Raw genomic sequence first — 22,082 nt, 5'->3', positions numbered from 1 at the left:
GCCGGGGCGGGAACACTCCCGCCCCGGCCGTCACTGCTGCTTGGCCTCGGGGAGCCGGAGCAGGGGCGAGCGCCCCGGCGGCTGCTCCGGCGGCGGCCCCGAGGGCTCGGCCGGCGGCACCGGCACCGTCACCGGTTCGTCGCAGGTGACCCGCACCATCTGGTCGTGGTGGCGCAACTCGACGACGTCGTCCGGGCCACCGTGGCGCAGCGCGTACGTCGTCTGGTGCGGGCGGACGTCGACCCGCAGCGCCAGACCCCGCCACTGAAGGGAGAACTCCAGGCGGCTCAGCCGGCTGGAGAGCCGGGGCGCGAACGACAGCTCGCCGTCGTGGTCACGCAGCCCGCCCAGCCCGCTGACCAAAGCGAGCCACGCGCCGGCCAGCGAGGCCATGTGCACGCCGTCGCGGGTGTTCTCGTTGAGGTCGTGCAGGTCCATCAGCGCGGCCTCGCGGAGATAGATGTGCGCCAGGTCGGGATGGCCGACCTCGGCGGCGAGCACCGACTGGGTGCAGGCCGACAGCGACGAGTCGCGCACCGTCCGACGCTCGTAGTAGAGGAAGTTGCGAACCTTCTGCTCGGGGGTGAACGCGTCCCCCCGCCAGTGCATCGCCAGGACCAGGTCGGCCTGCTTGACGACCTGTTTGCGGTACAGGTCGAAGTACGGATAGTGCAGCAGCAGCGGGTACTTCTCGGCGGGCGTGTGCGCGAAGTCCCACTCCTGCAACCGGGTGAACCCCTCCACCTGCTGGTGCACGTCCAGCTCGTCGTCGTACGGCACGTGCATCGACGTGGCGGCGTCCCGCCAGCTCGCCGCCTCCTCGTCGGTGACGCCGAGGTGGAACGCGTCGTCCCGGTAGCGCATGACGACGTCAGCGGCGGTGAGCAGGTTCCGCTGGGCCATCAGGTTGGTGTAGATGTTGTCGTTCTTCACCGCCGTGTACTCGTCCGGACCGGTCACCCCGTCGATGTGGAACCGGCCGTGCCGGTCGTGGTGCCCGATCGAGCGCCACAGCCGGGCGGTCTCCACCAGCAGCTCCAGCCCGATCTCCCGCTCGGTGGCGGTGTCCCCGGTGACCAGCACGTACCGTCGGACCGCGTCGGCGATGTCGGCGGCGATGTGGAACGCCGCCGTACCCGCCGGCCAGTACCCGGACGACTCCGGCCCCTCGATTGTCCGCCAGGGGAAGGCGGCGCCCTTGAAGTTGAGCGTCGCCGCCCGTTCCCGGGCCTGTTCCAGCGTGCTGTGCCGCCACTGCAGGGCGCTGCGCACCGCGCTGGGCTGGGTGTACGTGAGGACCGGCAGGACGAACATCTCGGTGTCCCAGAAGGCGTGCCCGTCGTAGCCGGGGCCGGTCAGCCCCTTCGCCGAGATCGGCCGCTGCTCGGCACGGGCCCCCGCCTGGAGCACGTGGAACAGCCCGAAGCGGACGGCCTGCTGGATCTCCGGATCACCCTCGACCAGCACGTCGGCCGCGTCCCAGAACTCGTCCAGGTAGGCGCGCTGCTCTCGGTGCAACCCGTCCCAACCGTCCAACCGGGCGCCGGCCAGCGCCGCGCCGACCTGGTCGCGCAGCGCGGGCAACGAACGTCGACTCGACCAGCCGTACGTCAGATACTTGACCACCCGCAGCTTCTCGCCGGGCTTGAGCACGCAGCCGATGGTGGTGCGCACCCAGTCCTCGTACCCCTCGGACTCGATGGTGGTGTGGTCCGGGCCGTGCACCTCGTGCTCCATGGCGGCGGCGACGCGCAGCCCGGACACCTTCGTGCGGTGGATGAGCTGGCCGCCGTCCGGGGTGGTCAGCTCCTCCTCGGCCAGCAACGGCGATTCCAGCACGGCCGCGACCCGGGGGTCCTTGCTCTGCGCGGGCAGCGACTCGTTGGCCACCAGCTCGGACTGCACGATCAAGCGCAGCGGGCCGTCGACGGCCTCCACCTCGTAGCTGATCGCGGCGACCGACCGCTGGGTGAACGACACGAGCCGGGTGCTGCGGACCTTGACCTCGCGGCCGGCCGGGGAGCGCCAGTGCAGCTCCCGGTGCAGGGTGCCGGCCCGCAGGTCGAGGATCCGCTCGTGGGACAGCAGCTCGCCGTAGCGCACGTCGAGCGGTTCGTCGTCCACGAGCAGGCGGATCAGCTTGCCGTTGGTGACGTTGACGATGGTCTGCCCCGACTCGGGGAAACCGTAGCCGGCCTCCGCGTACGGCAGCGGACGTAGCTCGTAGAACGAGTTGAGGTAGGTGCCGGGCAGCCCGTGCGGCTCGCCCTCGTCGAGGTTGCCGCGCAGACCGACGTGCCCGTTGGAGAGCGCGAAGACCGATTCCGACTGGGCCAGCACGTCCATGTCCAGGCGGGTCTCCCGGATGTGCCAGGGCTCGACGGGATAGGCCCGTTCCCGGATCACGTGCGGTCCCGTTCGCCGGCGGGGCGGGGTGCCGGCGGGGCGGCGTCGCCCGCGTCGAGCAGGTCCGCGAGGTCCTTGACCACCACGTCCGCGCCGTGCGCGAGCAGTTCGTCGGCCTGTCCCACCCGGTCGACGCCGATCACGTACCCGAATCCGCCCGCCCGGCCGGCGGCCACCCCGGAGAGCGCGTCCTCGAAGACGGCGGCCTGCGCCGGGTCGACGCCCAGGACCTTGGCGCCGGCCAGGAAGGTGTCGGGGTGGGGTTTGCCGCGCAGCTTCTGTTCCCGGGCCACGAGCCCGTCGATTCGGGCCTCCAGCAGGTCCGCCAGGCCGGCGGCGGCGACCACCTCGCGCCCGTTGGCGCTCGCGGTGACCACCGCTCGGCGCAGCCCGGCGTCGGTCGCCGCCCGCAGATAGCTCACCGAGCCCGGATAGACCTCGACGCCGGAGGTGCGCAGACGATCCAGCAGCAGGACGTTCTTGCGGTTGCCGATGCCGTTGACCGTGTCGGCGTCCGGCGGATCGTCCGGGCTGCCCTCGGCAAGCACGATTCCCCGGGACTCGAGGAACGACCGGACGCCGTCGGCACGCGGTCGGCCGTCGACGTAGCGGTTGTAGTCGGGGCCGGGGTCGAACGGTTGGAAGGGTTGCCCGGTCGCCGCGGCGCGCTTACGCAGGAACTCGTCGAACGTCTCGGTCCAGGCGGCGTTGTGCACCCGGGCGGTCTGCGTCAGCACACCGTCCAGATCGAAGAGACAGGCGGTCACATGAGCAGGTAGGCCCAGCACGGTACGAATCTAACCACCCGGCTGGGTGCGCAAACCCGTTTTGAGCCGCCGCCGGGCCGCTCAGTTCGGCCGCAGGGTCCAGATCACCGTCATGGTCGACGTGGGCGTGCCGTCCTCGGTGGCGATCTCCACCTCGATGTCGAACTCGGGCCGCTGACCGGCCTCCAGCTCCGCGACCACCTCCGACGCCGGACGCCCCAGCCGCGCGGTCGCCAGCACCGACCCCAGGGCCAGCTTGCGGTAGGCGATCTCGGCTCGGACGGCGAGCGGCACGGCCCGGTCGAGGAGCTGCCCGAAGGCGGCCAGCACGACCGCGCCGGAGGCCGTCTCGCCGAGCGTGAACATCGCCCCGGCGTGCGGGCCGCCGACGTGGTTGTGGGTGGCCGGCGTGTCGGGGAGCCGGACGACGGCCCGCACCCCGCCGTCCGCCTCGGGCGCCACCTCGACGAATTCGATGCCGAGCGTGCGGGCGAACGGCACCGATTGCAGGATGCCGGCCGCCACCTGGCGGGAGTCGATGGTCATGACCCGACGCTACTTCTCGGTAACCAGGGCGGCAACCAGGGTTTTCCCCGACTACGACAACCGTCAGAGGTTGGCGATCGTGCGCAGGATCTCGGCGTAGAAGTTGCCGTCGATGCTCCGGAAGAGGGAGAAATCCTGACCCGGATCGCCGAAGAACGGGCGCAGCGTCCACGCCAACTGGGTGCCCACGAAGCCGAAGAGCAGGATCCAGATGTAGAGCAGCGTCATGCTGGCCGGGCGCTGTGTGGGCTCGCCCCGCCGCACCGGCGGGTTGCCCCAGTGGCGCTGCTGCGCCGGGTAACCCGGCGGCACCATGCCGGGCGGGAACGCGGTGCCGGGCTGCCCACCCCACTGCGTCGGAACAGCCGCCGGGGCCGGCGTGGTGGTCGTGGCGCTCGCGCCCTCGGGCGCGGCACCGTTCGCCGCCGACGCGACGGCCGCGCCGGCCGGAACCGCTACCGGCTCAGCGGCGCCCGGCGTGCCGCCCACCGGCACCGCGACCGGAGCGTCGACCTGGACCGGAGCATTGGCCGCCGCCGGCACGCTGACCTGAGCCGGAACGGTGGCCGTGGTCGTCGCCGGGGCGAGCAGGCCGTGGTCGTTGAGCACCTGCATGCCACCGGTCAGGAAGCGCAGCCCGACCAGCGCCGACAGCGTCAGGATCGCGACGTTGAGCAGCTTGAAGAAGCCGTAGTCGGGCGCGGTGATCAGGAAGAAGAGGCTGATCGGCGCGAACGCCACCGCGAGCATCGAGGTGACGGTGATCGCCACCATCACCAGCGCCAACGACTGACGCACCGAGAGCCGGGCGCCGAACACCAGGTTGAACAGGTACAGCGTGGGCAGGCAGATGGCCAGCGTCACCAGGAACAGCAGGGGCAGCTTCAGCGCGGACGTCAGGGCCATCAGCGGGCTGTGGAACGCGCCGAGCACCGCCCCGTAACAGGCGAGGGCGATGGCGGAGCTGGCCAGCATCCGCCCGGTCAGCGCGTTGAGGTCGCCCTCGGCCACGATCTGCTGCCAGATGCCCTGGCGGTCCCGCAGGATGCGCTCGATGACGAGCGGACTGGGACGGTCACCCGACACGGGCGCACCCCTCTCGGTCAGGCACGAAATGGACTAGGTGGGCAGACGGTAGGGCACCGGACAGGCGGGCCGCCACCCCGCTCCGGCGTGGCGTCACCGCCACCCCACGTCGATACGCGCACCGCGCTCGTCGAAGAAGTGCAGCGCGTCCATCCGGACCGACACGGCGAGCGGATGCCCGGCCGTGACGGCCGGGTACGGCGCGAGTCGCACCGCCAGCTCCGCCGGGCGGCGGTGGTGCCGACCCGGGTCGGGCAGGACGCTGGTCGTCCGCGACGCTCCGCTCGGCTCCTCCTCGGACTCCACCGGCTTGCCGGTGAGCCGCTGCATCACCGCGCCGAACCGGCGCAGGCCACGCTGGCCCACCGGCGGCGGGTCGAGCGGCGCGCCCATCTCGTCCACCATGATCGCGGTCGCCCCGATGTCGAGGAACGCCAGCGACTCGTGCCCGTGGTGCTCCAGGTAACGGATCCGTCCGCGCAGCACGTCACCGGGGCTGTCCGGGGCGACCGGGGTGAGCGCCTCGGCCCGCATGCCGACCACGATCCGCTCGCCGTGGTAGTGCGCCACCGCCCGGCTGCGGATGTCGTTCCACGGCAGGTAGAGCGACTGCTCACCGAGGTTGAGCGCGATGTACCGGTCGAGGTGGACGTAGACCGACGCCTCCAGCAGGTTCATCCGGGGGCTACCCAGGAACGCCGCCACATAGAGCGTCGCCGGACGGCCGTATACCTGGGTGGGCGTGCCCACGTCCTGGAGCACGCCCCGGCGCATGATGGCCACCCGGTCGGCCATGGTCAGCGCCTCGGCTTGGTCGTGGGTCACGTAGACGGTGGTGACGCCCAGCTCCCGGGTCAGCCCGGAGATCTCCGCCCGCAGCTCGGCGCGCAGCCCGCTGTCCAGGTTCGACAGCGGCTCGTCCATCAGGAAGAGCCCCGGCCGCCGGACGATCGCGCGGCCCATGGCGACCCGCTGGCGCTGGCCGCCGGAGAGCTGGCCCGGCTTGCGGCCGAGCACGTCGCTGATGCCGAGCGCGCTCGCCACGTCGGTAACCCGCTCGCCGCGCGGTTCCGGTTCCACCCCGGCCAGCCGCAGCGGAAAGGCGATGTTGTCGCCGACGGTCATGTGCGGGTAGAGCGCGAAGTCCTGGAAGACCATGGCGATCTTGCGGTCGCGTGGCGGCAGGTCGTTCGCGAGCTCCCCGTCGAGCAGCACCGCTCCCTGCGTCGGGTCCTCCAGACCGGCGATCATGCGCAGCACTGTGGACTTGCCGCAGCCGGACGGGCCCAGCAACACCATGAACTCGCCGTCGTTCACGTCCAGATTTATGCTGTCGACGGCGAGTGTGCCGTCCTTGAAAACCTTGGTCACATCTTTGAGTGCGACGGTACTCACCGTCAGGTCCCCCACGTCTCTCGGCCGAACTCCTGATGACTGTGACCAGGATCATTGGTCCCGCACATCGGGTAAACGTCTCATGTTCGGCTTATGACGCCACCATTACACGGCGTACGGGAGTGCGCGCGGTCAGCAGCCCTGCGGCTGGTCAGGCAGCTCGCCGAGGAAAACCCGGCGCACCACCCGCTCGGCAGCCCGCCCGTCGTCCAGCCCGCAGAACCGGCTGCGGAAACGCTCGCGGGCCTTGTTCGCCGCGTCCGAGCGCACCGCGTCGGTCCGGAACAGATCGAGCAGGTCGGTGAACGTGGCGGCCACCGCGCCCGGCGGCTCCGCCGTGACGTCGAAGTAGACCCCCCGGGCCAGGCGGTACGCCTCCCAGTCCGGGGTGTAGAGCACGATGGGCCGGTCCAGCACCGCGTAGTCGAACATCGCCGAGGAGTAGTCGGTGACCAGCACGTCGGCGATCAGGTAGAGGTCCTCCACCCGCTGGTAGCCGCTGACGTCGCGGACCCGGTGGAACTCCGCCGGACGACCTGGCCGGCGCTCCCGGTCGTGGAAGTAGTGGCTGCGCATCAGCAGCCGGCCCGAGTCACCCAGCGCGTCGACGAGCCGGTCCGGGTCGAACGGCGGCCGGTAACCGGGCAGGTGCTCGCGATGCGTCGGGGCGTACAGCACCACCTGCTCGTCGGGGGCGAGGCCGAACTCGGCGCGCAGCCGGCGCACCTCGTCGGGACCGGCGGCGACCAGCCGATCGTTGCGCGGATAACCCACCTCCAGCGTGGCGTACGTGGCCGGGTAGGCCCGATCCCACATCTGGGTGGAGAAGCTGTTGGAGCTGACGCTGTAGTCCCAGCGGTCCACCCGGCGCAGCAGGCCGGCGAAGTCCATCCGGCCCGCGCCGATCGGATAGCGCTGCTGGTCCAACCCCATCACCTTGACCGGCGTGCCGTGGTGGGTCTGCACGTGTACCTGCTCCGGCCGCTTACGGACGAAGTCCGGGTAGTTCACGTTGTTGACCAGCCAGCGGGCGCGGGCCAGCACGCGGTAGTAGGCCGGCGTGCCGGCGACCACGTACTCCACTCCGTCCGGCACGGCGTCCACCCGGTCGCGGCGCACGATCCACACCCCGCGCACCTCGGGGGCCAGCCGACGGGCGGCCTCGTAGATCGCCGCCGGGTTGCAGGAGTATCCCCGGAACCAGTAGGCGGCGTACACCGCGAGCGTGGGGTCCACGGGCCGGCGCAGCTCCGCCCGGTAGTACTCGCGCAGCAGGCCGTCGCGGGTGAGCCGGGCGCCGCGCCGGGCCACCGGGGCGACCCGACGCCGGGCGGTACGCGCCTGCCGGCGGGCCGTGTCCCGGGCCCGGCTGGCGGCCCGCAGGGCACTGAACGTCCGCCACCGGCCACTCGCGACCAGCCGGTGCTTCACCCCTTCGACGCCCTCCGGCACGGGGTACCCCCCGACCGGCAGCCACCGCGCGTAGTCCGCGGTGATCTGCGCGAAGAACACCGGCCGCAGCTCGGGGGCGATGCGCTGACCATTGCCGAGCACGGTGAGGTAGTGCCAGATCATCCGCTCGAAGACCGCCGGCCGTAGCGCGTCCACGGCCGGCGACCAGGCATCCATCAGGAGGAAGACCCGGTGCCACTGGGCGAAGACCTCGAAGTGCCGGTCCCCCCGGGTCTTCGTGATCGCGCCGGCGCGGCGCTGCCGGTAGTTCACGCACACCCGATCGAGGACGCCGATCCGACGCGCCCCCATCAGCACCGGGTAGCTGAACGAGACGTCCTCGTACCAACCGGCCGCGAAGCGCAGACCCAGGTTGACCAGGAACTCCCGGCGGACCAACCGGTTCCAGGCGGTGTGCAGCAGCCGCATGGCCGCCGGCCGTTCCCGCAGCGCGAACGTCTCCGGACCGGGCGACGCGGGGAACACCTCGGCCATCGCGCTGCGGGTGGCGGTGTCGTTCCAGTGTGTCCGGACGTGGTCCACCAGCAGCACGTCCGGCCGGGTCGCCCGCAGGCGGGCGGCCACCTCCGACAGGCAGTCCGGCGCCAGCCAGTCGTCCCCGTCGAGGAACCACACGTACTCGCCGACGGCCCGGTCCAACCCGATGTTGCGGGCTGGACCGAGACCGACGTTCTCCGACAGTCGCACGGCCCGGACCCGCTGGTCACGGGCCGCGTACTCGTCGATGATCTCGCCGCTGGCGTCCGGCGAGCAGTCGTCGACCGCGATCAGCTCGAGGTCGGTCTCCGACTGGCCCAGGATCGAGTCCAGGCACTCGCGCAGATAACCCTGCACCCGGAAGGCCGGCACCACGAAACTGATCAGGGTCATCCGGCCGCCCCTTTCGTCAGCGCGGCGCGACACCTCCCGCGCCCACCGGCGCGGCCGACGCCCGCGCGCCACGGGCCGGCCGGACGAACCAGGCCAGGACGACGCTCACCACGAAAACCACGAGAAGGTACGCACCGAGTGTAGCCATGCCGATACTCACGACGCCGGCAATCGCCAGGAGGGCGAGCAGCACCGACCGTCCGTCCCAGCCCAGCGTGGCGACGTGCAGCGGGGGGGCCGCCTGCCGCTTCTCCAACCGGGCGGTCAGGTCGTAGTGGTGCACGGTGAGCACGAAGACGTACCCGAAGATCAGCCATCCGGGCGCGCCACCGACCACACCGACCGCGATCGCGAACAGGTACTCGGCGGCCCGCAACGCGGCCGGCACCAGCCAGTCCAGCGGCCCGTTGTGCGCGGCCCCCGCGCCGAGGCCGCCGGCCAGCAGCACCAGCAACGCCATCGGCACCGCCCAGCGCAGCCCGTCCGGCGCGTCGCCCAGTCCGGCGGCGACCAGCAGCGCCGCCGGGCCGAGCGCGGCGATCACCGCCAGGGTCAGCGGCCCCATCGGACGGACCACCGGCAGTCGACGGGCCAACGGACCGTCGTCGCGGTGCAGGGTGGCGTCGACCGTGTCCAGCACCGGCACCCACATCCAGCGGGCCCGCAGCGTCCGCAGGGCACCGGTGTACGCGAACGCCAGCCCACCCCACACCAGCACCGCGATCAGGCTGACCAGCGGGTTGAACAGCGCCACGGTCAGCGCGATCAGCGCCCACCGCTCCCCGATCGGAAAGACGACGGTCCGTTTCAGCCAGTACGACACCGAGCCGGTGTCCGCCTGCACCCGGGTGGACGCGGCGTTCAGCCGGTCACCGATCCCGCCGCTGGCGCCCGTCGTCGTCCGCGGTCGGCGGGCCGCCTCGTCGTGCAGCGCCCCGTACCAGGTGTCGGTCATGTGTCGGACGGTCTGCAACGTCATCGCGGCGATGGCGAGGGCCCAGCCGTTGCCCAGCCCGGCGTGGCTCACGCCGAAGCCCAGCCCGGCGTAGACCAGGTACTCCTTGGCCCGGTCGGCCATCGTGTCCAGCCAGCCGCCCCAGGCGCTGAAGTGCCGGGTGTAGCGGGCCAGCTGGCCGTCCACGCAGTCCAACACGAAGCCCAGGTAGAGCAGCACCGCGCCGCTGACGAGCGCGAGCCGCCCACCGACCCCGAACAGCACCGCGGCACCCAGCGCGAAGAGCACCGAGATCACCGTCACCCCGGTCGGGGTGAGGCGCAGCCGGGCCGCCAACCGCACCACGTACGGCGACCAGGTGCTGACGAAGTACGTCGAGAAGAAGTCGTCCCGCTCCTTCACCGACAGCCGCAGCTCGGCCCGGTCCTCGTCGACCGACGTCACCGCCGCCTCGGCGGCGACCAGGGCGGCGGCGTCCTCGACCCGGTGCGCCACGAGCAGACGTACCCGCTGGGCGAAGATCAGAGTGCCGAGGGCCGCGAGACCCGCGACGAGCCGGTCCACGGCGGACCCGGGGTCGTCGTGGCCGGCGCTGCCGGCCGCCGGCAGCGGCGACACGTCCCCGGCCGGGCCGACCGGGGCGGCAACCGGCCGCGCGCCGACGGCGGCGGCCCGGGCGGCGGCGGCGAGGGTCGGCAGGTCATCCACGCCGACCCGGAGCGCGCCACCGAACACGCCGGTCGCGTCGCCGTCGAGAGCGTCCAGCGGGCCCGCGTCGACCACCTGGCCGCGCTCCTCGCGCACCGCCGTCCGGCCCGGCACCGGCGGGTCACCCAGCACCAGCGCCACGGTCGGTCCCACCGGGCTGGTGGCGAGGTGCCGCAGCACGGCGGTGTGTGCCACCAGGTCGGTGCCGGTGACCAGCAGCGGACCGGTGGCGGCGTCGGCCAGCGCGGCCAGCTCGTCCAGGGTGGCGGCGAAGCGCACGTCGGCCGCGCCGGCCCGGCGCAGCTGGTCGGCGAGCCGGTCGGCCAGCGGCTCGCCGCCCGCGGTGGTGAGGCCCGCCGCGGAACTCCCGGCGGCGAGCACGATCGCGAGCGTCACCGCGGGACCGCGGCGTGGTACGCGTCGAGCGCCTCGGCGATGGTGCCGTCGAGCGTCAACCGGCCCGCGTCGAGGTACAACCCCCGACGACAGAACCGGGTCAGGTCCTTTTCGTTGTGTGACACCAGCACGAGCGTGCGCCCCTCCCCGAGCAGACGGTCAATCGTCGCGTAACACTTCTTGCGGAACTCCGCGTCCCCGACCGCGGTCACCTCGTCCATCAGCAGGATCGGGTGCGGCAGGTGCGAGATGATCGCGAAGCCCAGCCGCACCTTCATCCCCGACGAGTAGTGCCGCACCGACGTGTCGATGGCCCGCTCCACCTGCTCACCGGCGAACTCGACGATCTCGTCGAAGTGCCGCTTCAGGTAGCTCGTCGACAGTCCGTGCAGCCCACCGACCAGGTGCAGGTTCTCCCGGCCGGTCAGGTCGTTCGAGAAACCGGCGGACAACTCCAGCAGCGGCGCCACCGCGCCGTGCACCCGGATGTCGCCCTCGTCCGGAATGAGCACCCCGGCGATCAGCCGCAGCAGCGTGCTCTTGCCGGTGCCGTTGCGGCCGATCACGCCGACGGTCTCGCCCGGCTCGACGGTGAACGACACGTCGCGCAACGGCCAGAACTGGCCGGGCAGGGCACCGCGCCCACCCCGATGGATGAACAGCTCCCGCAGCCGCAGCTGGCGGCGACGGTTGCGGACGAACCGGATGCCCAGACCGTCCGCCTCGATGATCGGCGCGGCCACGTCAGAGTTCCTTGAGCACGGCGGGCTCCAGCCGGCGGAACGACCACCAGCCGGCGGCCAGCACCAGCAGGCTGCCGGCGATCGTGGTGGCGAGCAGCCGGGCGTCGGGAAACTCGTCCGGGTACCAGATCGCGTGGTGCAGCTGGAAGATCCCGACCAGCGGGTTCAGCTCGTACACCACCTTCAGCCAGTGCGGCAGGCCGGACTCCCGGACCAGGCTGAGCGGATAGATGATCGGCGTGGCGTAGAAGAGCACCCGGATGATCAGCCGCATCAGCCGTTCCACGTCGCGCATCAGCACGTTCCAGGCCGACAGCAACAGGGCCAGCCCGACCAGCAGCACGGCCTGCACGGCCACCGCCAGCGGCAGGGCGAGCAGCGACCAGCCGGGGTGGATCCGCCCGTGCGCCGCGTAGATCACCGCGATGGCGGCCAGGATCGGCAGGCCGGCCGCGTACTCGGCGAACCGTCCGCTGACCCGGCCGATCGGGAAGACCTGCCGGGGCACGTTCATCGTGGTGATCAGCCGGGACTGGCCGGTCAGCGCGTTGGTCGCCTCGCTCAGCGCCGAACTGGTCCACATCCAGGCGAAGATGCCGGTGATCAGGAACAGCGGGTACGACCCGGCGGCCTCGCCGAGGTGTCGGCCGGTGTCGCGGGAGTAGAGCACGCCGAAGACGAACCAGTAGATCGCGCCCATGCCCAGCGGCTCGATCAGCGACCAGAAGTAGCCCAGCACCGACTGCTGGTACTTGACCGCCAGGTCCCGCCGGACCAGGATGCGCAGCGAGTTGCGGTGCGACCACAGGGCCGCGACGCCAGAGGTCACCGCCGCCTCCCGCCTCCCGCAAACGGACGCCAGGTTAGCAGTCGGTGAACGAATGCCCTGAATCGACCAGCTTCAGCACTCGATCACGTTGACGGCCAGACCGCCACGCGCCGTCTCCTTGTACTTGACCTTCATGTCGGCGCCCGTCTCCCGCATGGTCTTGATGACCTTGTCCAGCGACACCTTGTGCACACCGTCGCCGCGCAGCGCCAACCGGGCGGCCGTGATCGCCTTGATGCTAGCCACGGCGTTGCGCTCGATGCAGGGGATCTGCACCAGGCCACCCACCGGGTCACAGGTCAACCCGAGGTTGTGCTCCATCCCGATCTCGGCCGCGTTCTCCACCTGCTCCGGCGTGCCGCCGAGCACCTCGGCCAGGCCCGCCGCCGCCATCGAACACGCCGAGCCGACCTCACCCTGGCAGCCGACCTCCGCGCCGGAGATCGACGCGTTCTCCTTGAACAGCACCCCGATCGCGCCGGCCGCGAGCAGGAACCGCACCACCCCGTCGTCGTCGGCGCCCTCGACGAACCGGCTGTAGTAGTGCAGCACCGCCGGGATGATCCCCGCCGCGCCGTTCGTCGGGGCGGTCACCACCCGACCTCCGGCAGCGTTCTCCTCGTTCACCGCCAGGGCGAACAGCGTCACCCAGTCCATCGCGTGCAACGGGTCGGCCGTCCCGGCGTCCGCCTCCAGGCCGCGCCGCAGCTCCGCCGCGCGCCGCCGGACCTTCAAACCCCCAGGGAGTACGCCGTCCCGCTCGCAACCGCGCTGCACGCACTCCCGCATCACCCGCCAGATCTCCAGCAGGCCCGCCCGGATCTCCGCCTCGCTGCGCCACGAACGCTCGTTGGCCAGCATCACCTCGCTGATCGACAGCCCGGTACGGGTGGTGACGTCGAGGAGCTGCGCCCCGGTCAGGAACGGGTACCGCACCCGCGTCGTGTCTGGCTTGATCTTGTCCGCGCCCGCCGCCGCCTCGTCCACCACGAAACCGCCACCGACGGAGTAGTAGGTGCGGGTCCTGACCTGCTCCCCGGCCGCGTTGAAGGCCGCGAAGGTCATCCCGTTCGGGTGGTACGGCAACGACCGGCGACGGTGCAGCGTCAGGTCCCGATCGGGGTCGAAGTCGATCTCGTGCGCGTCGAGGAGGCTGATCCGCCGCTCAGCGCGGATGCGCTCGACGCGAGGACCGACGGTGTCCGTGTCAACCGTCTCCGGGGACTCGCCGGCAAGCCCCAGCAGCACCGCCGGCCCGCTGCCGTGCCCGTGCCCGGTCGCGCCCAGCGACCCGAACAGCTCCGCCTGCACCCGCGCGGTGTCGGTGAGCAGCCCGTCGGCCTTGAGCCCGGCGACGAACGTACGCGCCGCCCGCATCGGCCCCACCGTGTGCGAGCTGGACGGCCCGATGCCGACGCTGAAGAGGTCGAAAACACTGATCATGGCTGCGCTTCCTCGGCGTGCTCCCGTGGTCGGGTTTCCGCCCGGTCGTGGCCGCCGATCGGCAGCCCCGCTCGTGACCGCCCGGTCGGGTGGCCGCCGGTCACCCGGGGTGCGGGTGCCCGACCTGTCAGCCTACCTGCCCTGCTCACCCCTTACCCGAGCAGCGCAGCCGGTCCATCCGATCATGGCGGCGCGGGGCCGCAGGGCGCGCGGGGGGCGCGGGGGCGCGGGGGCGTCGGGCGGGGGCCGCACGGGTAAGTACCTACGGGTCCACGGGTCGCCGATCCTCCTCGGGACCGAGGGCGGAGCGGCCGCCCCTTTCTACCGTGGATTGCAGACGCGGCACACCGCCGCAGAGTGGGAGTACGACGATGAGTCGCAAACTGGTCCGACCCCGCCAGGGGCGCATGCTCGCCGGTGTCTGCGCCGGCCTCGGTCAGCGGTTCGGCATGTCCGCCGGGATGGTCCGGCTGCTGTTCCTGCTGTCCCTGCTGCTGCCCGGCACCCAGGTGATCGTCTACCTGATCCTCTGGGTCCTCATGCCCAACGAGGACCGCTACCTGGCCTCCACCGGCCACTGACCCCACCCCCGGCCTCGGTGCAGACCGGCCGCAGCCGGTCACAACTTCGGGGATACTGCTGCTTCCCGATCGTCGGAGGCAGCAGGATCCTCGAAGTTGCGCGGATCTTGGCGGCCCATCGCTCTATCGGTCCTTGATCCACTCCACATCGCCGATGTGGGGCTTTCCGAGGGCGGTGATGCCCCGAGATCGGCGATGTGGAGTGGATCAACCCGTTCGACGGCGCGGCAGACCGGGCAGCGGCGGCGGACGGGCGACGGCGCGGCAGCGGAGGCGGACCGGGCGACGGCGCGGCGGACGGGGCAGCGCCCGCCTCGACCATCGTCGGGGCGGGCGCTGCGTAAGCCAGAACGCCGGGGCGCTGAAGACCGAAGCGCCGAGGCGCTGGGTCAGGGGGCCGTGTACGTGACCGTGACCTGCTGGTAGCCCAGCGAGCGCAGCAGCCCCTCCAGCATCTTGCGGGTGTTCTCCTCGGCGCGGGCGGAGAGCCCGCTGTCCCGGGCGGCGGCGGTGATCCGCTCCTCGGCCAGCTGGTAGATCTGCTGCTGCCGGTTGGGGTCGTTGCCGACCAGGTCACCGAGCCGGTTGAGCAGGCCACGCTGCTCGGCGAAGACGTAGCTCTTCTCCATGTCGAGGTTGGTCTCGCCGAGCTGCGGCGCGGGCAGCTTGATCTCGACGGACTTGCCGTCGGCGGACTGCACCACGGCACCCTCACCGATCTTGGTGAAGTCGACGTACGCCTCGATGCTGCCGGCTCCGACGAACAGCGTGCGCTCGTTGAGCAGGAAGTCCGGGACGTTGCGCCGGTCGTTCTGGGTGTCGACCACGACCTGGAAGTTGCCTTCGGCCGCCACGTAGCGGCTCAGATCCTGGATCGACTTCAGCAGCGGCGGCTGGCTGCGGTCGGTCTGCTCCTTGGCGAACGGGTTACGGAAGTCCGGCAGAAAGCCGGTCGCCTGCACGCCGAGCAGCACCACCACGGCCAGCGCGGCCGCGCCGAGCAGCAGGAGCAGCCCGCGGGCCGCACCCCCACCCCCACCGGTGCCGGGACCATCGGTGCCCTCCGGCCCGCCCGGAGTCGGGTCGGGTGTCGCGGCCGAGCGCTCCCTGAGGTCGTCGCCGGTCGGGTAACCGGGGAACTCCCTCGTGGGCTCGTTGATGTCAGCGTCGCGAGCCATCACACTCACCGTCCTCGTCAGACACGTCGTCTGTCAATGACGGTACGGCCCCCGTACGACAGCCGCGCGGCGAGCGGCCGGAAAGCGTAAACGGGCAGGTCAGGCGAAGGCGGAAAGCCCGGTGAGCCGCTGGCCGACGATCAGCTGGTGGATCTCCGAGGTGCCCTCGTACGTCAACACGCTCTCCAGGTTGTTCGCGTGCCGCAGCACCGGGTACTCGCCGGAGACGCCGTTGGCACCGAGGATGGTGCGGCACTGCCGGGCGATGGCCAGCGCCTCCCGCACGTTGTTCAGTTTGCCCACGCTCACCTGGTCGGGGCGCAGCCGGCCGGCGTCGGCGAGCCGGCCGAGGTGCAGCGCGAGCAGTTGCGCCTTCACCAGCTCGACGGCCATGTCGGCGAGCTTGGCCTGGGTGAGTTGGAACCCGGCGAGCGGTCGGCCGAACTGGGTGCGCGTGGTGGCGTACGCCAGGGTGGTTTCCAGGCAGTCGCGCGCCGCGCCGACGGCGCCCCAGACGATGCCGTGGCGGGCCTCGGTAAGGCAGCTCAGCGGGGCCTTGAGCCCGACGGCCCCGGGCAGTTGCGCGTCGGCCGGAAGCCGGACGTCGTCGAGCACGATCTCGCCGGTCAGCGACGCGCGCAGCGACATCTTGCGGCGGATCTCGCGCGCCGTGACACCGGGCGTGTCCATGGGTACGGCGAAACCGCGTACCCCGTCGTCGGTTCGCGCCCAGATCACGGCGACGTCGGCGATCGGCGCGTTGGTGATCCACATCTTGCCGCCGGTGAGCACCCAGTCGTCGCCGTCGCGGCGGGCCCGGGTGGCCATGGACCCCGGGTCGGAGCCGTGGTCGGGCTCGGTGAGGCCGAAGCAGCCGATCGCCTCGCCGGTCGCCATCGGGGGCAGCCAGCGTTGCTTCTGCTCCTCGCTGCCGAAGCGCCAGATGGCGTACATCGCCAGCGAGCCCTGCACCGAGACCAGCGAACGGACACCCGAGTCGGCGGCCTCCAACTCCTGACACGCCAGCCCGTACGCGACGGCGGACGCGCCCGCGCAGCCGTACCCGCTCAGGTGCATGCCGAGCAGCCCGAGCTTGCCGAACTCCCGGGCCAGCTCGCGGGCCGGCACGCGACCCTCCTCGTACCAGTCGGCGACGTGCGGGCGGACCCGGTCGTCGACCAGCCGGCGGACGACATCGCGGATCTGCCGCTCCTCCTCGCTGAGCGACGGGTCCAGGTCGAGCAGATCGAGGGCAGTCATGCCGCCACCTTAACGAAGCCTCAGGCGGGATCGCCCGTACCGGAGAGCACCAGGACCCGGGCGTGGATCTGGTTGCGCTGTTGCAGCGCGGCGCGCAGCGCGCGGTGCAGCCCGTCCTCCAGATAGAGGCCACCGCTCCACTGCACGACGTGCGGGAAGAGGTCGCCGTAGAAGGTCGAGTCCTCCGCTAGGAGCTTGTCGAGCGCCAACTCGCGCTTGGTGGTGATCAACTGATCCAGCCGCAGCGGACGGGGCGGGATCTCCGCCCACTGCTTGAGCGTCAGGTTGTGCTCCGGGTAGGGACGCCCGTCCCGGACCGCTCTGAAGATCACGACGGCACGCTCCCCTCCCCGAGACCGGACGGACCGACGGCGCCGAGCCGGGCCGCGGCGGGCGCCGCGCGGCGCGGCGCCGATGACCGTGCCAGCCTAGCGGCCCCGCGCACGCGACGTTCTGCTCCCTGATGTCAGTTTCGCTATCGCTCGTCCGATCCTCAACCCGACGAACGGGACGCCACGCTCAGCTCCACCGGCCGCGCCGCACCACCTCGTCGATCCCGCGCCGACCGCGACGCAACGATGGTGACCGATGGTCCGCCGCCCGGTAACCGATTGTGACGGCGCCGATGGGCTGGTACTCCTCGGGCACGCCGAAGCTCTCCCGGTACGCGGCCAGCCGCTGGGGTGGGATCCCGAAGAAACACGCCCCCAGCCCCTCGTCCACCGCCGTGAGCAGCATGAGCAGCGCGGCGAAGCCGGTGTCGACGTACCAGTAGGGCACCGGCCAGCGGTCCTTCGACCGGTCGGTCCAGCCCTTGTCGGGCTCCGCGTACCGCGTCAGGTAGGCCGACTCGTTGGCGTGCGGCACCACGATGAGCGGCGCGCGGCGCATCCCGGCCAGCCAGCGCTCCCGGCCTCCGCCGTCGGGCGTGGTGGCCGCCCAGAACCGCTCCCGGTCGGCCGGTTCCTCCAGCACCAGGAAACCCCAGCCCTGGGCGAAGCCGGCCGACGGGGCGCGCACGGCGTGGTCCAGCAGCCGGTCCACCACGTCGGGCGGGACCGGACGGTCCGGGTCGTAGTTGCGGACCATCCGTCGACGGCGGACGACCTCGGCGAACTCCATCAGGCCCCGGGACGGATGCCCCAGGCACCCCGCCAGGTCGTGCCGGGCCCCAGCGCGAGCACGTCCTTGCCCGACCGGAACGCGTCCGGCGGGCAGGTCATCGGCTCGATCGCCACCGACCGGCGGTGTCGCTCGCCGGTGAGCGCGTCGCCAGTGAAGACCTGCCACCAGCCGAACTCCGCGTCCGCCCAGATGCTCACCCCGGACGAGGAGTCCGGCGCCGCGAGGCTCACCGATGAGCCGCCGTCGGCGTCACGGACGACCTCGCCGAAGCACAGGTCCAACTCGGCGTCGCCGATCCGGCGCGGGCTGGTCCAGTCGTACTCGGTGCCGGCCACCGGCGTCGCGCCGACCGGGAGCAACCGGCCGTCCACCATGATCCGGGTACGCGCCGGCAGCCGCATGACCAGGTCGTCCACGGCGACACCCGGCAGTTGCAGGTACGGGTGCACGGAGAAGCCGAACGGGGCGACCTCGGTGCCCACGTTCGTCACCTCGTGCTCGGCCCGCAGACCGTCCGCGCTCACGCTCCACCGGCTGACCAGCCGCAGCGGCCACTCGTAGCCGGGCTGCGGCGGCAGGTCGTAGCCGACGGTCACCGCGTCCGTGGACTGCTCCAACAGCCGCCACGGCACCCAGTTGACCAGCCCGTGGATGGCGACATGCCGCTCCGGCTCGGTCAGCGAGAGCTGGTGCGTCCGGTCGCCGTACACGTAGCGCCCGTCCCGGATCCGGTTCGGCCAGGGAGCGAGCACCTGTCCGGCGCAGCCGGGGCAGACCTCGTCGACGCCGTACCCGTCGAGCAGGTCGACGCCGTCGTGCCGGTACGTCCGCAGCCCGCCGCCCACCTCGACGATGACGGCCTCGTGGCCCGCGGCGGCGATGGTCCACTGTGCGCCGGAGAAGGGGCGCTGCTCAGGGCTGTCCATGCCGGCGACCCTAACCGGTCACGACCGGTCGCCGCTCGACGCCGTCGTGGCCCGGTAGCGCAGCAGCGCCGGGAAGGCGACCGCGAGCACCACCACGAGCACCGCCGAGGCGAGTCCGCCGGCGACCCAGGCCACCCCGCCGCCGAACCCGGCGGCCATGGTGCCGGCCCGCAGGTCGCCGAGGCGAGGCCCACCGGCCACCACCACCGTGTTGACGCCCTGGAGTCGGCCGCGCATCCGGTCCGGCGCGTACACCAGCAGCATGGACTGGCGGAGTACGGCACTGACCAGGTCGGCGGCGCCGGCAACGGCGAGCAGCAGGACCATCAGCCAGAGCTGCTGGGCCAGCCCGGCGGCGGCGATCGCGACTCCCCAGCCGACCACCGCGACGACCAGGCCGACCCCCTGCCGGCGGAGCCGACCGATCCAGCCGGAGGTCAGCCCGCCGATCATGGAGCCGATCGCGATGGCGCTGTAGAGCAGGCCGACCGAGCCGCCCCCGCCGAACCGCTCGTTGGCGATCTCCGGAAACAGGGCCCTCGGCATGGCCAGGATCATCGCGATCAGGTCCACGCCGAAGGAGAGCAGCAGGACGGGCGTGGTGGCCAGGTACCGGAAACCGTCGATGACGCTGGCCAGGCCGGCGCGGCGGACCTGACCGTCGGCGCTCGGCTCGGGCGGCAGCGCCGGCAGGCGCAGCGCCGCCCAGAGCATCGCCGTGAACAGCACCGCGTCCAGCCCGTACGCGATCGGCAGCACCACCCGGGTGTCCGACGAGGCGGCGAGGATGAGGCCGGCGGCGAGCGGGCCGGCGACCGACGCGGCGGTGAAGGTCGTGTAGTTGAGGGTGCTGGCGGCCGGGACGAGGTCGTCGGGGACCAGCCGGGGCAGCATGGCGCTGCGGGCCGGCGAGGTGATCGCGAACGCCACCGACTGCACCGCCATCAACACCAGCAGCAGCACCGGGCTGCCCACGTTCAGCAGCGCCTGGACCAGCAGCCCGAGGGTGGATGCCCAGAGCAACAATGAGCCGCCGAGCAGCACCGCACGGCGGTCGCGGGCGTCGGCGACCGCGCCACCCCAGAGCCCGAAGATCAGCAGGGGTACGAACGCGGCGATGCCCAGCAGGCCGACCCAGAACGAGTCCCGGGTGAGGGCGTACATCTCCACCGGCACCGCGACGGCGGTGAACTGGAAGCCGAACATCGCCACGGTGTTGCCGAGCCACAGCCGCCGGTACGCCGGGACGCCCAGCGGGCGGACGTCGATCGCCCAGCGGCGCGCTCCGCGCGGCCGGGCCTCCTGCACACCGGTCACGGCGCCAGCCGCTCGACGATCCAGTCGCTTCCGTCGACGCGACGAAAGCGCAGGCGGTCGTGCAACCGACCGGACCGGCCCTGCCAGAACTCCACCGAGTCCGGCCGGACCCGCAGACCACCCCAGTGCGGCGGTGGCGGAATGGCGCTCTCGTCGGCGTACCGCTCGGCCACCTCGCGGTAGCGCTCCTCCAACGTGGCCCGGTCCGGCACCACGGACGACTGCGGGCTGGCCCACGCGCCCACCTGTGACCCGCGCGGCCGACTCGCGAAGTACGACTCGGTCACCGCCCGCTCGACCGGGGCGATCACTCCTGCGACCACCACCTGCCGCTGCATCGGAAACCACGGAAAGACCAGGCTGGCGTACGGGTTGCCGGCCGCCTCGACGCCCTTGCGGGACAGGTGGTTGGTGAAGAAGACGAAGCCCTCCGGGTCGTACCCCTTGAGCAGCACCGTCCGCCCACTCGGTCGGCCGGCGGCGTCGGCCGTGCCCACCACCATGGCGTTGGGTTCGGGCAGCCCGTGAGCCACCGCGTCGGCGAACCACCTGTCGAACTGGGTGTACCAGTCGGCGGCCAGGTCAGCCTCGGTCAGGCCCAGGTCCGCGGCGTACTCGTTACGCATCGCGGCCGGGGCTGGTGTGTCGCCCGTCACGTCCCCACTCCTTCTCGGCGTGCTGACCGGCGCCCTCCCGCGCTGGCCAGACCGCTTCGCCCAGTCTCACCGACCGGCGCGGAGAATGCGCGCCCTGAGATGTCGCGTGCAGCACAGTCGCACTGGGTCGCGTATCCGGTTACCCAGCAGGCAAGATGTTCCGAACACATCCCTGAGGGTCGCCTAAGGCGCTCGGCCGACCGGGCCGGATCAGCTGATCGGGCGCACCGACCAGATCCAGGAGAGCGACATGGCCGACTTCAAACCCGGTCTGGAGGGCGTCGTCGCCTTCGAGACCGAGATCGCCGAACCCGACCGCGAGGGTGGCGCGCTGCGCTATCGCGGGGTCGACATCGAGGATCTGATCGGCCAGGTCTCATTCGGCAACGTCTGGGCGCTGCTGGTCGACGGCCGGTTCGGGCCGGGCCTGCCGCCCGCAGAGCCGTTCCCGGTGCCGGTGCACTCCGGTGACATCCGGGTCGACGTGCAGTCGGCGGTCGCCATGCTGGCGCCGTACTGGGGCCTCAGCCAACTGCTGGACATCTCCGACGAGCAGGCCCGCGAGGACCTGGCCCGGGTGTCGGTGACCGCGCTCTCCTTCGTCGCCCAGTCCGCTCGCGGCCTCGGCCTGCCGGCGGTGCCGCAGAAGGAGATCGACAAGGCGCAGACCATCGTCGAGCGGTTCATGAAGCGCTGGCGCGGCGAGCCGGACCCGCGGCACGTCAAGGCCGTCGACGCGTACTTCATCTCGGCCGCCGAGCACGGCCTGAACGCCTCCACCTTCACCGCCCGCATCGTCGCCTCCACCGGCGCCGACGCGGCGGCCTGCATCTCGTCCGGCATCGGCGCCCTCTCCGGCCCGCTGCACGGTGGCGCGCCGTCGCGCGTGCTCACCATGCTGGAGGCGGTGGAGCGCAGCGGCGACGCGGAGGGCTACGTCAAGGGTGTCCTCGACCGTGGCGAGCGGCTGATGGGCTTCGGCCACCGGGTCTACCGGGCCGAGGACCCGCGCGCCCGCGTGCTCCGGCGCACCGCCAAGGAGCTGGGCGCGCCGCGCTTCGAGATCGCCGAGGCGCTGGAGAAGGCCGCCCTGGCCGAATTGCAGGCCCGCCGCCCGGACCGGGTGCTGGCCACCAACGTCGAGTTCTGGTCGGCCGTGGTGCTGGACTTCGCCGAGGTGCCGGCGCACATGTTCACGTCGATGTTCACCTGCGCGCGGATGGGCGGCTGGAGCGCGCACATCCTGGAGCAGAAGCGCCTCCAGCGGCTGGTTCGACCGTCCGCCCGCTACGTCGGCCCGGAAACCCGCAAGCCGTCCGACGTCGAGGGCTGGGGCGCCGTCCCGCACGGCGTCTGAGGTGTAAGGAAGGGCACCTTCTTAACGCCTCGCGTATAGGAAGGGGCCCTTCCTTTCGGCAGGGC

The 22,082-nt window shown here is 71.9% G+C and carries 19 protein-coding genes; 2 read left to right on the top strand and 17 right to left on the bottom strand.

Annotated elements, in window-relative coordinates; translation table 11 throughout:
* Nucleotides 1-30: 30 nt before the first annotated feature.
* From AB0J36_RS02030 to AB0J36_RS01985, 10 genes are all read right to left on the bottom strand, one after another.
* Complete coding sequence (locus AB0J36_RS02030; protein WP_357123971.1) at nucleotides 31-2,406, bottom strand: glycoside hydrolase family 65 protein; 2,376 nt, start codon at nucleotides 2,404-2,406, stop codon at nucleotides 31-33.
* Nucleotides 2,403-3,194, bottom strand: a complete 792-nt coding sequence (locus tag AB0J36_RS02025) for a beta-phosphoglucomutase family hydrolase (RefSeq protein ID WP_363660035.1) — start codon at nucleotides 3,192-3,194, stop codon at nucleotides 2,403-2,405. Before AB0J36_RS02025 ends, AB0J36_RS02030 begins: the two co-directional genes overlap by 4 nt.
* 60 nt (nucleotides 3,195-3,254) lie before the next feature.
* Nucleotides 3,255-3,719: a DUF4442 domain-containing protein gene (locus AB0J36_RS02020; protein ID WP_357123965.1), complete on the bottom strand. Its 465-nt coding sequence runs from the start codon at nucleotides 3,717-3,719 to the stop codon at nucleotides 3,255-3,257.
* 63 nt (nucleotides 3,720-3,782) lie between these two features.
* Nucleotides 3,783-4,805 carry a hypothetical protein gene (locus AB0J36_RS02015; RefSeq protein WP_363660034.1) on the bottom strand — a complete coding sequence of 341 codons (1,023 nt, stop codon included), beginning with the start codon at nucleotides 4,803-4,805 and terminating at the stop codon, nucleotides 3,783-3,785.
* 93 nt (nucleotides 4,806-4,898) lie between these two features.
* Nucleotides 4,899-6,200: an ABC transporter ATP-binding protein gene (locus AB0J36_RS02010; protein WP_357123960.1), complete on the bottom strand. Its 1,302-nt coding sequence runs from the start codon at nucleotides 6,198-6,200 to the stop codon at nucleotides 4,899-4,901.
* 132 nt (nucleotides 6,201-6,332) lie between these two features.
* Nucleotides 6,333-8,543 (bottom strand): bifunctional glycosyltransferase family 2 protein/CDP-glycerol:glycerophosphate glycerophosphotransferase, encoded by a 2,211-nt coding sequence (locus AB0J36_RS02005; RefSeq protein WP_363660033.1) that lies wholly within the window; start codon nucleotides 8,541-8,543, stop codon nucleotides 6,333-6,335.
* A gap of 16 nt (nucleotides 8,544-8,559) precedes the next feature.
* A complete protein-coding gene (locus tag AB0J36_RS02000; RefSeq protein ID WP_363660072.1) occupies nucleotides 8,560-10,587 on the bottom strand; it encodes a DUF5941 domain-containing protein in 2,028 nt (675 codons plus the stop codon).
* An 11-nt stretch (nucleotides 10,588-10,598) separates the two neighbouring features.
* On the bottom strand, nucleotides 10,599-11,345 hold the full coding sequence (locus AB0J36_RS01995) for an ABC transporter ATP-binding protein (protein WP_355235253.1): 747 nt from the start codon (nucleotides 11,343-11,345) through the stop codon (nucleotides 10,599-10,601).
* Between the two features lies 1 nt (nucleotide 11,346).
* Nucleotides 11,347-12,174 (bottom strand): ABC transporter permease, encoded by an 828-nt coding sequence (locus AB0J36_RS01990; protein ID WP_357123952.1) that lies wholly within the window; start codon nucleotides 12,172-12,174, stop codon nucleotides 11,347-11,349.
* A 72-nt stretch (nucleotides 12,175-12,246) separates the two neighbouring features.
* A complete protein-coding gene (locus AB0J36_RS01985) occupies nucleotides 12,247-13,617 on the bottom strand; it encodes an L-serine ammonia-lyase (RefSeq protein WP_357123949.1) in 1,371 nt (456 codons plus the stop codon).
* A 371-nt stretch (nucleotides 13,618-13,988) separates the two neighbouring features.
* On the opposite strand from AB0J36_RS01985, the gene AB0J36_RS01980 reads away from it, so the two are divergent.
* Nucleotides 13,989-14,198: a PspC domain-containing protein gene (locus AB0J36_RS01980; protein ID WP_234589045.1), complete on the top strand. Its 210-nt coding sequence runs from the start codon at nucleotides 13,989-13,991 to the stop codon at nucleotides 14,196-14,198.
* Between the two features lie 389 nt (nucleotides 14,199-14,587).
* Here AB0J36_RS01980 and AB0J36_RS01975 read toward each other — a convergent pair whose 3' ends face one another.
* The 7 genes from AB0J36_RS01975 to pdxH form a co-directional block, all read right to left on the bottom strand.
* Entirely contained in the window at nucleotides 14,588-15,376 is a 789-nt protein-coding gene (locus tag AB0J36_RS01975) for a DUF4230 domain-containing protein (RefSeq protein WP_357123945.1), read from the bottom strand.
* A gap of 99 nt (nucleotides 15,377-15,475) precedes the next feature.
* On the bottom strand, nucleotides 15,476-16,636 hold the full coding sequence (locus tag AB0J36_RS01970) for an acyl-CoA dehydrogenase family protein (protein ID WP_357123942.1): 1,161 nt from the start codon (nucleotides 16,634-16,636) through the stop codon (nucleotides 15,476-15,478).
* 20 nt (nucleotides 16,637-16,656) lie between these two features.
* Nucleotides 16,657-16,968 (bottom strand): type II toxin-antitoxin system VapB family antitoxin, encoded by a 312-nt coding sequence (locus AB0J36_RS01965; RefSeq protein ID WP_357123939.1) that lies wholly within the window; start codon nucleotides 16,966-16,968, stop codon nucleotides 16,657-16,659.
* Between the two features lie 187 nt (nucleotides 16,969-17,155).
* Complete coding sequence (locus tag AB0J36_RS01960) at nucleotides 17,156-17,758, bottom strand: nitroreductase family protein (protein WP_357123936.1); 603 nt, start codon at nucleotides 17,756-17,758, stop codon at nucleotides 17,156-17,158.
* On the bottom strand, nucleotides 17,758-18,687 hold the full coding sequence (locus AB0J36_RS01955) for an aldose 1-epimerase family protein (RefSeq protein ID WP_357123933.1): 930 nt from the start codon (nucleotides 18,685-18,687) through the stop codon (nucleotides 17,758-17,760). The genes AB0J36_RS01960 and AB0J36_RS01955 overlap by 1 nt, the downstream gene beginning before the upstream one ends.
* An 18-nt stretch (nucleotides 18,688-18,705) precedes the next feature.
* Nucleotides 18,706-20,004 carry an MFS transporter gene (locus AB0J36_RS01950; protein WP_357171975.1) on the bottom strand — a complete coding sequence of 433 codons (1,299 nt, stop codon included), beginning with the start codon at nucleotides 20,002-20,004 and terminating at the stop codon, nucleotides 18,706-18,708.
* Nucleotides 20,001-20,630: a pyridoxamine 5'-phosphate oxidase gene (pdxH, locus tag AB0J36_RS01945; protein WP_357172036.1), complete on the bottom strand. Its 630-nt coding sequence runs from the start codon at nucleotides 20,628-20,630 to the stop codon at nucleotides 20,001-20,003. Before pdxH ends, AB0J36_RS01950 begins: the two co-directional genes overlap by 4 nt.
* Nucleotides 20,631-20,910: 280 nt before the next feature.
* On the opposite strand from pdxH, the gene AB0J36_RS01940 reads away from it, so the two are divergent.
* Complete coding sequence (locus tag AB0J36_RS01940; RefSeq protein ID WP_357123927.1) at nucleotides 20,911-22,017, top strand: citrate synthase 2; 1,107 nt, start codon at nucleotides 20,911-20,913, stop codon at nucleotides 22,015-22,017.
* Nucleotides 22,018-22,082 lie beyond the last annotated feature (65 nt).

Origin of the sequence: Micromonospora sp. NPDC049662, assembly GCF_040675055.1 — a bacterium.
Taxonomy (GTDB): domain Bacteria; phylum Actinomycetota; class Actinomycetes; order Mycobacteriales; family Micromonosporaceae; genus Micromonospora.
This window is presented reverse-complemented; position numbering and strand designations above follow the sequence as displayed.

What these genes read in the sequence shown, in the direction of transcription:
- pdxH (WP_357172036.1), bottom strand. Translation starts at nt 20,630, where the DNA reads ATGCGTAACGAGTACGCCGCGGACCTGGGCCTGACCGAGGCTGACCTG.
- AB0J36_RS01940 (WP_357123927.1), top strand. Translation starts at nt 20,911, where the DNA reads ATGGCCGACTTCAAACCCGGTCTGGAGGGCGTCGTCGCCTTCGAGACC.
- AB0J36_RS01960 (WP_357123936.1), bottom strand. Translation starts at nt 17,758, where the DNA reads ATGGAGTTCGCCGAGGTCGTCCGCCGTCGACGGATGGTCCGCAACTAC.
- AB0J36_RS01955 (WP_357123933.1), bottom strand. Translation starts at nt 18,687, where the DNA reads ATGGACAGCCCTGAGCAGCGCCCCTTCTCCGGCGCACAGTGGACCATC.
- AB0J36_RS01980 (WP_234589045.1), top strand. Translation starts at nt 13,989, where the DNA reads ATGAGTCGCAAACTGGTCCGACCCCGCCAGGGGCGCATGCTCGCCGGT.
- AB0J36_RS02005 (WP_363660033.1), bottom strand. Translation starts at nt 8,543, where the DNA reads ATGACCCTGATCAGTTTCGTGGTGCCGGCCTTCCGGGTGCAGGGTTAT.
- AB0J36_RS01985 (WP_357123949.1), bottom strand. Translation starts at nt 13,617, where the DNA reads ATGATCAGTGTTTTCGACCTCTTCAGCGTCGGCATCGGGCCGTCCAGC.
- AB0J36_RS01975 (WP_357123945.1), bottom strand. Translation starts at nt 15,376, where the DNA reads ATGGCTCGCGACGCTGACATCAACGAGCCCACGAGGGAGTTCCCCGGT.
- AB0J36_RS02020 (WP_357123965.1), bottom strand. Translation starts at nt 3,719, where the DNA reads ATGACCATCGACTCCCGCCAGGTGGCGGCCGGCATCCTGCAATCGGTG.
- AB0J36_RS01970 (WP_357123942.1), bottom strand. Translation starts at nt 16,636, where the DNA reads ATGACTGCCCTCGATCTGCTCGACCTGGACCCGTCGCTCAGCGAGGAG.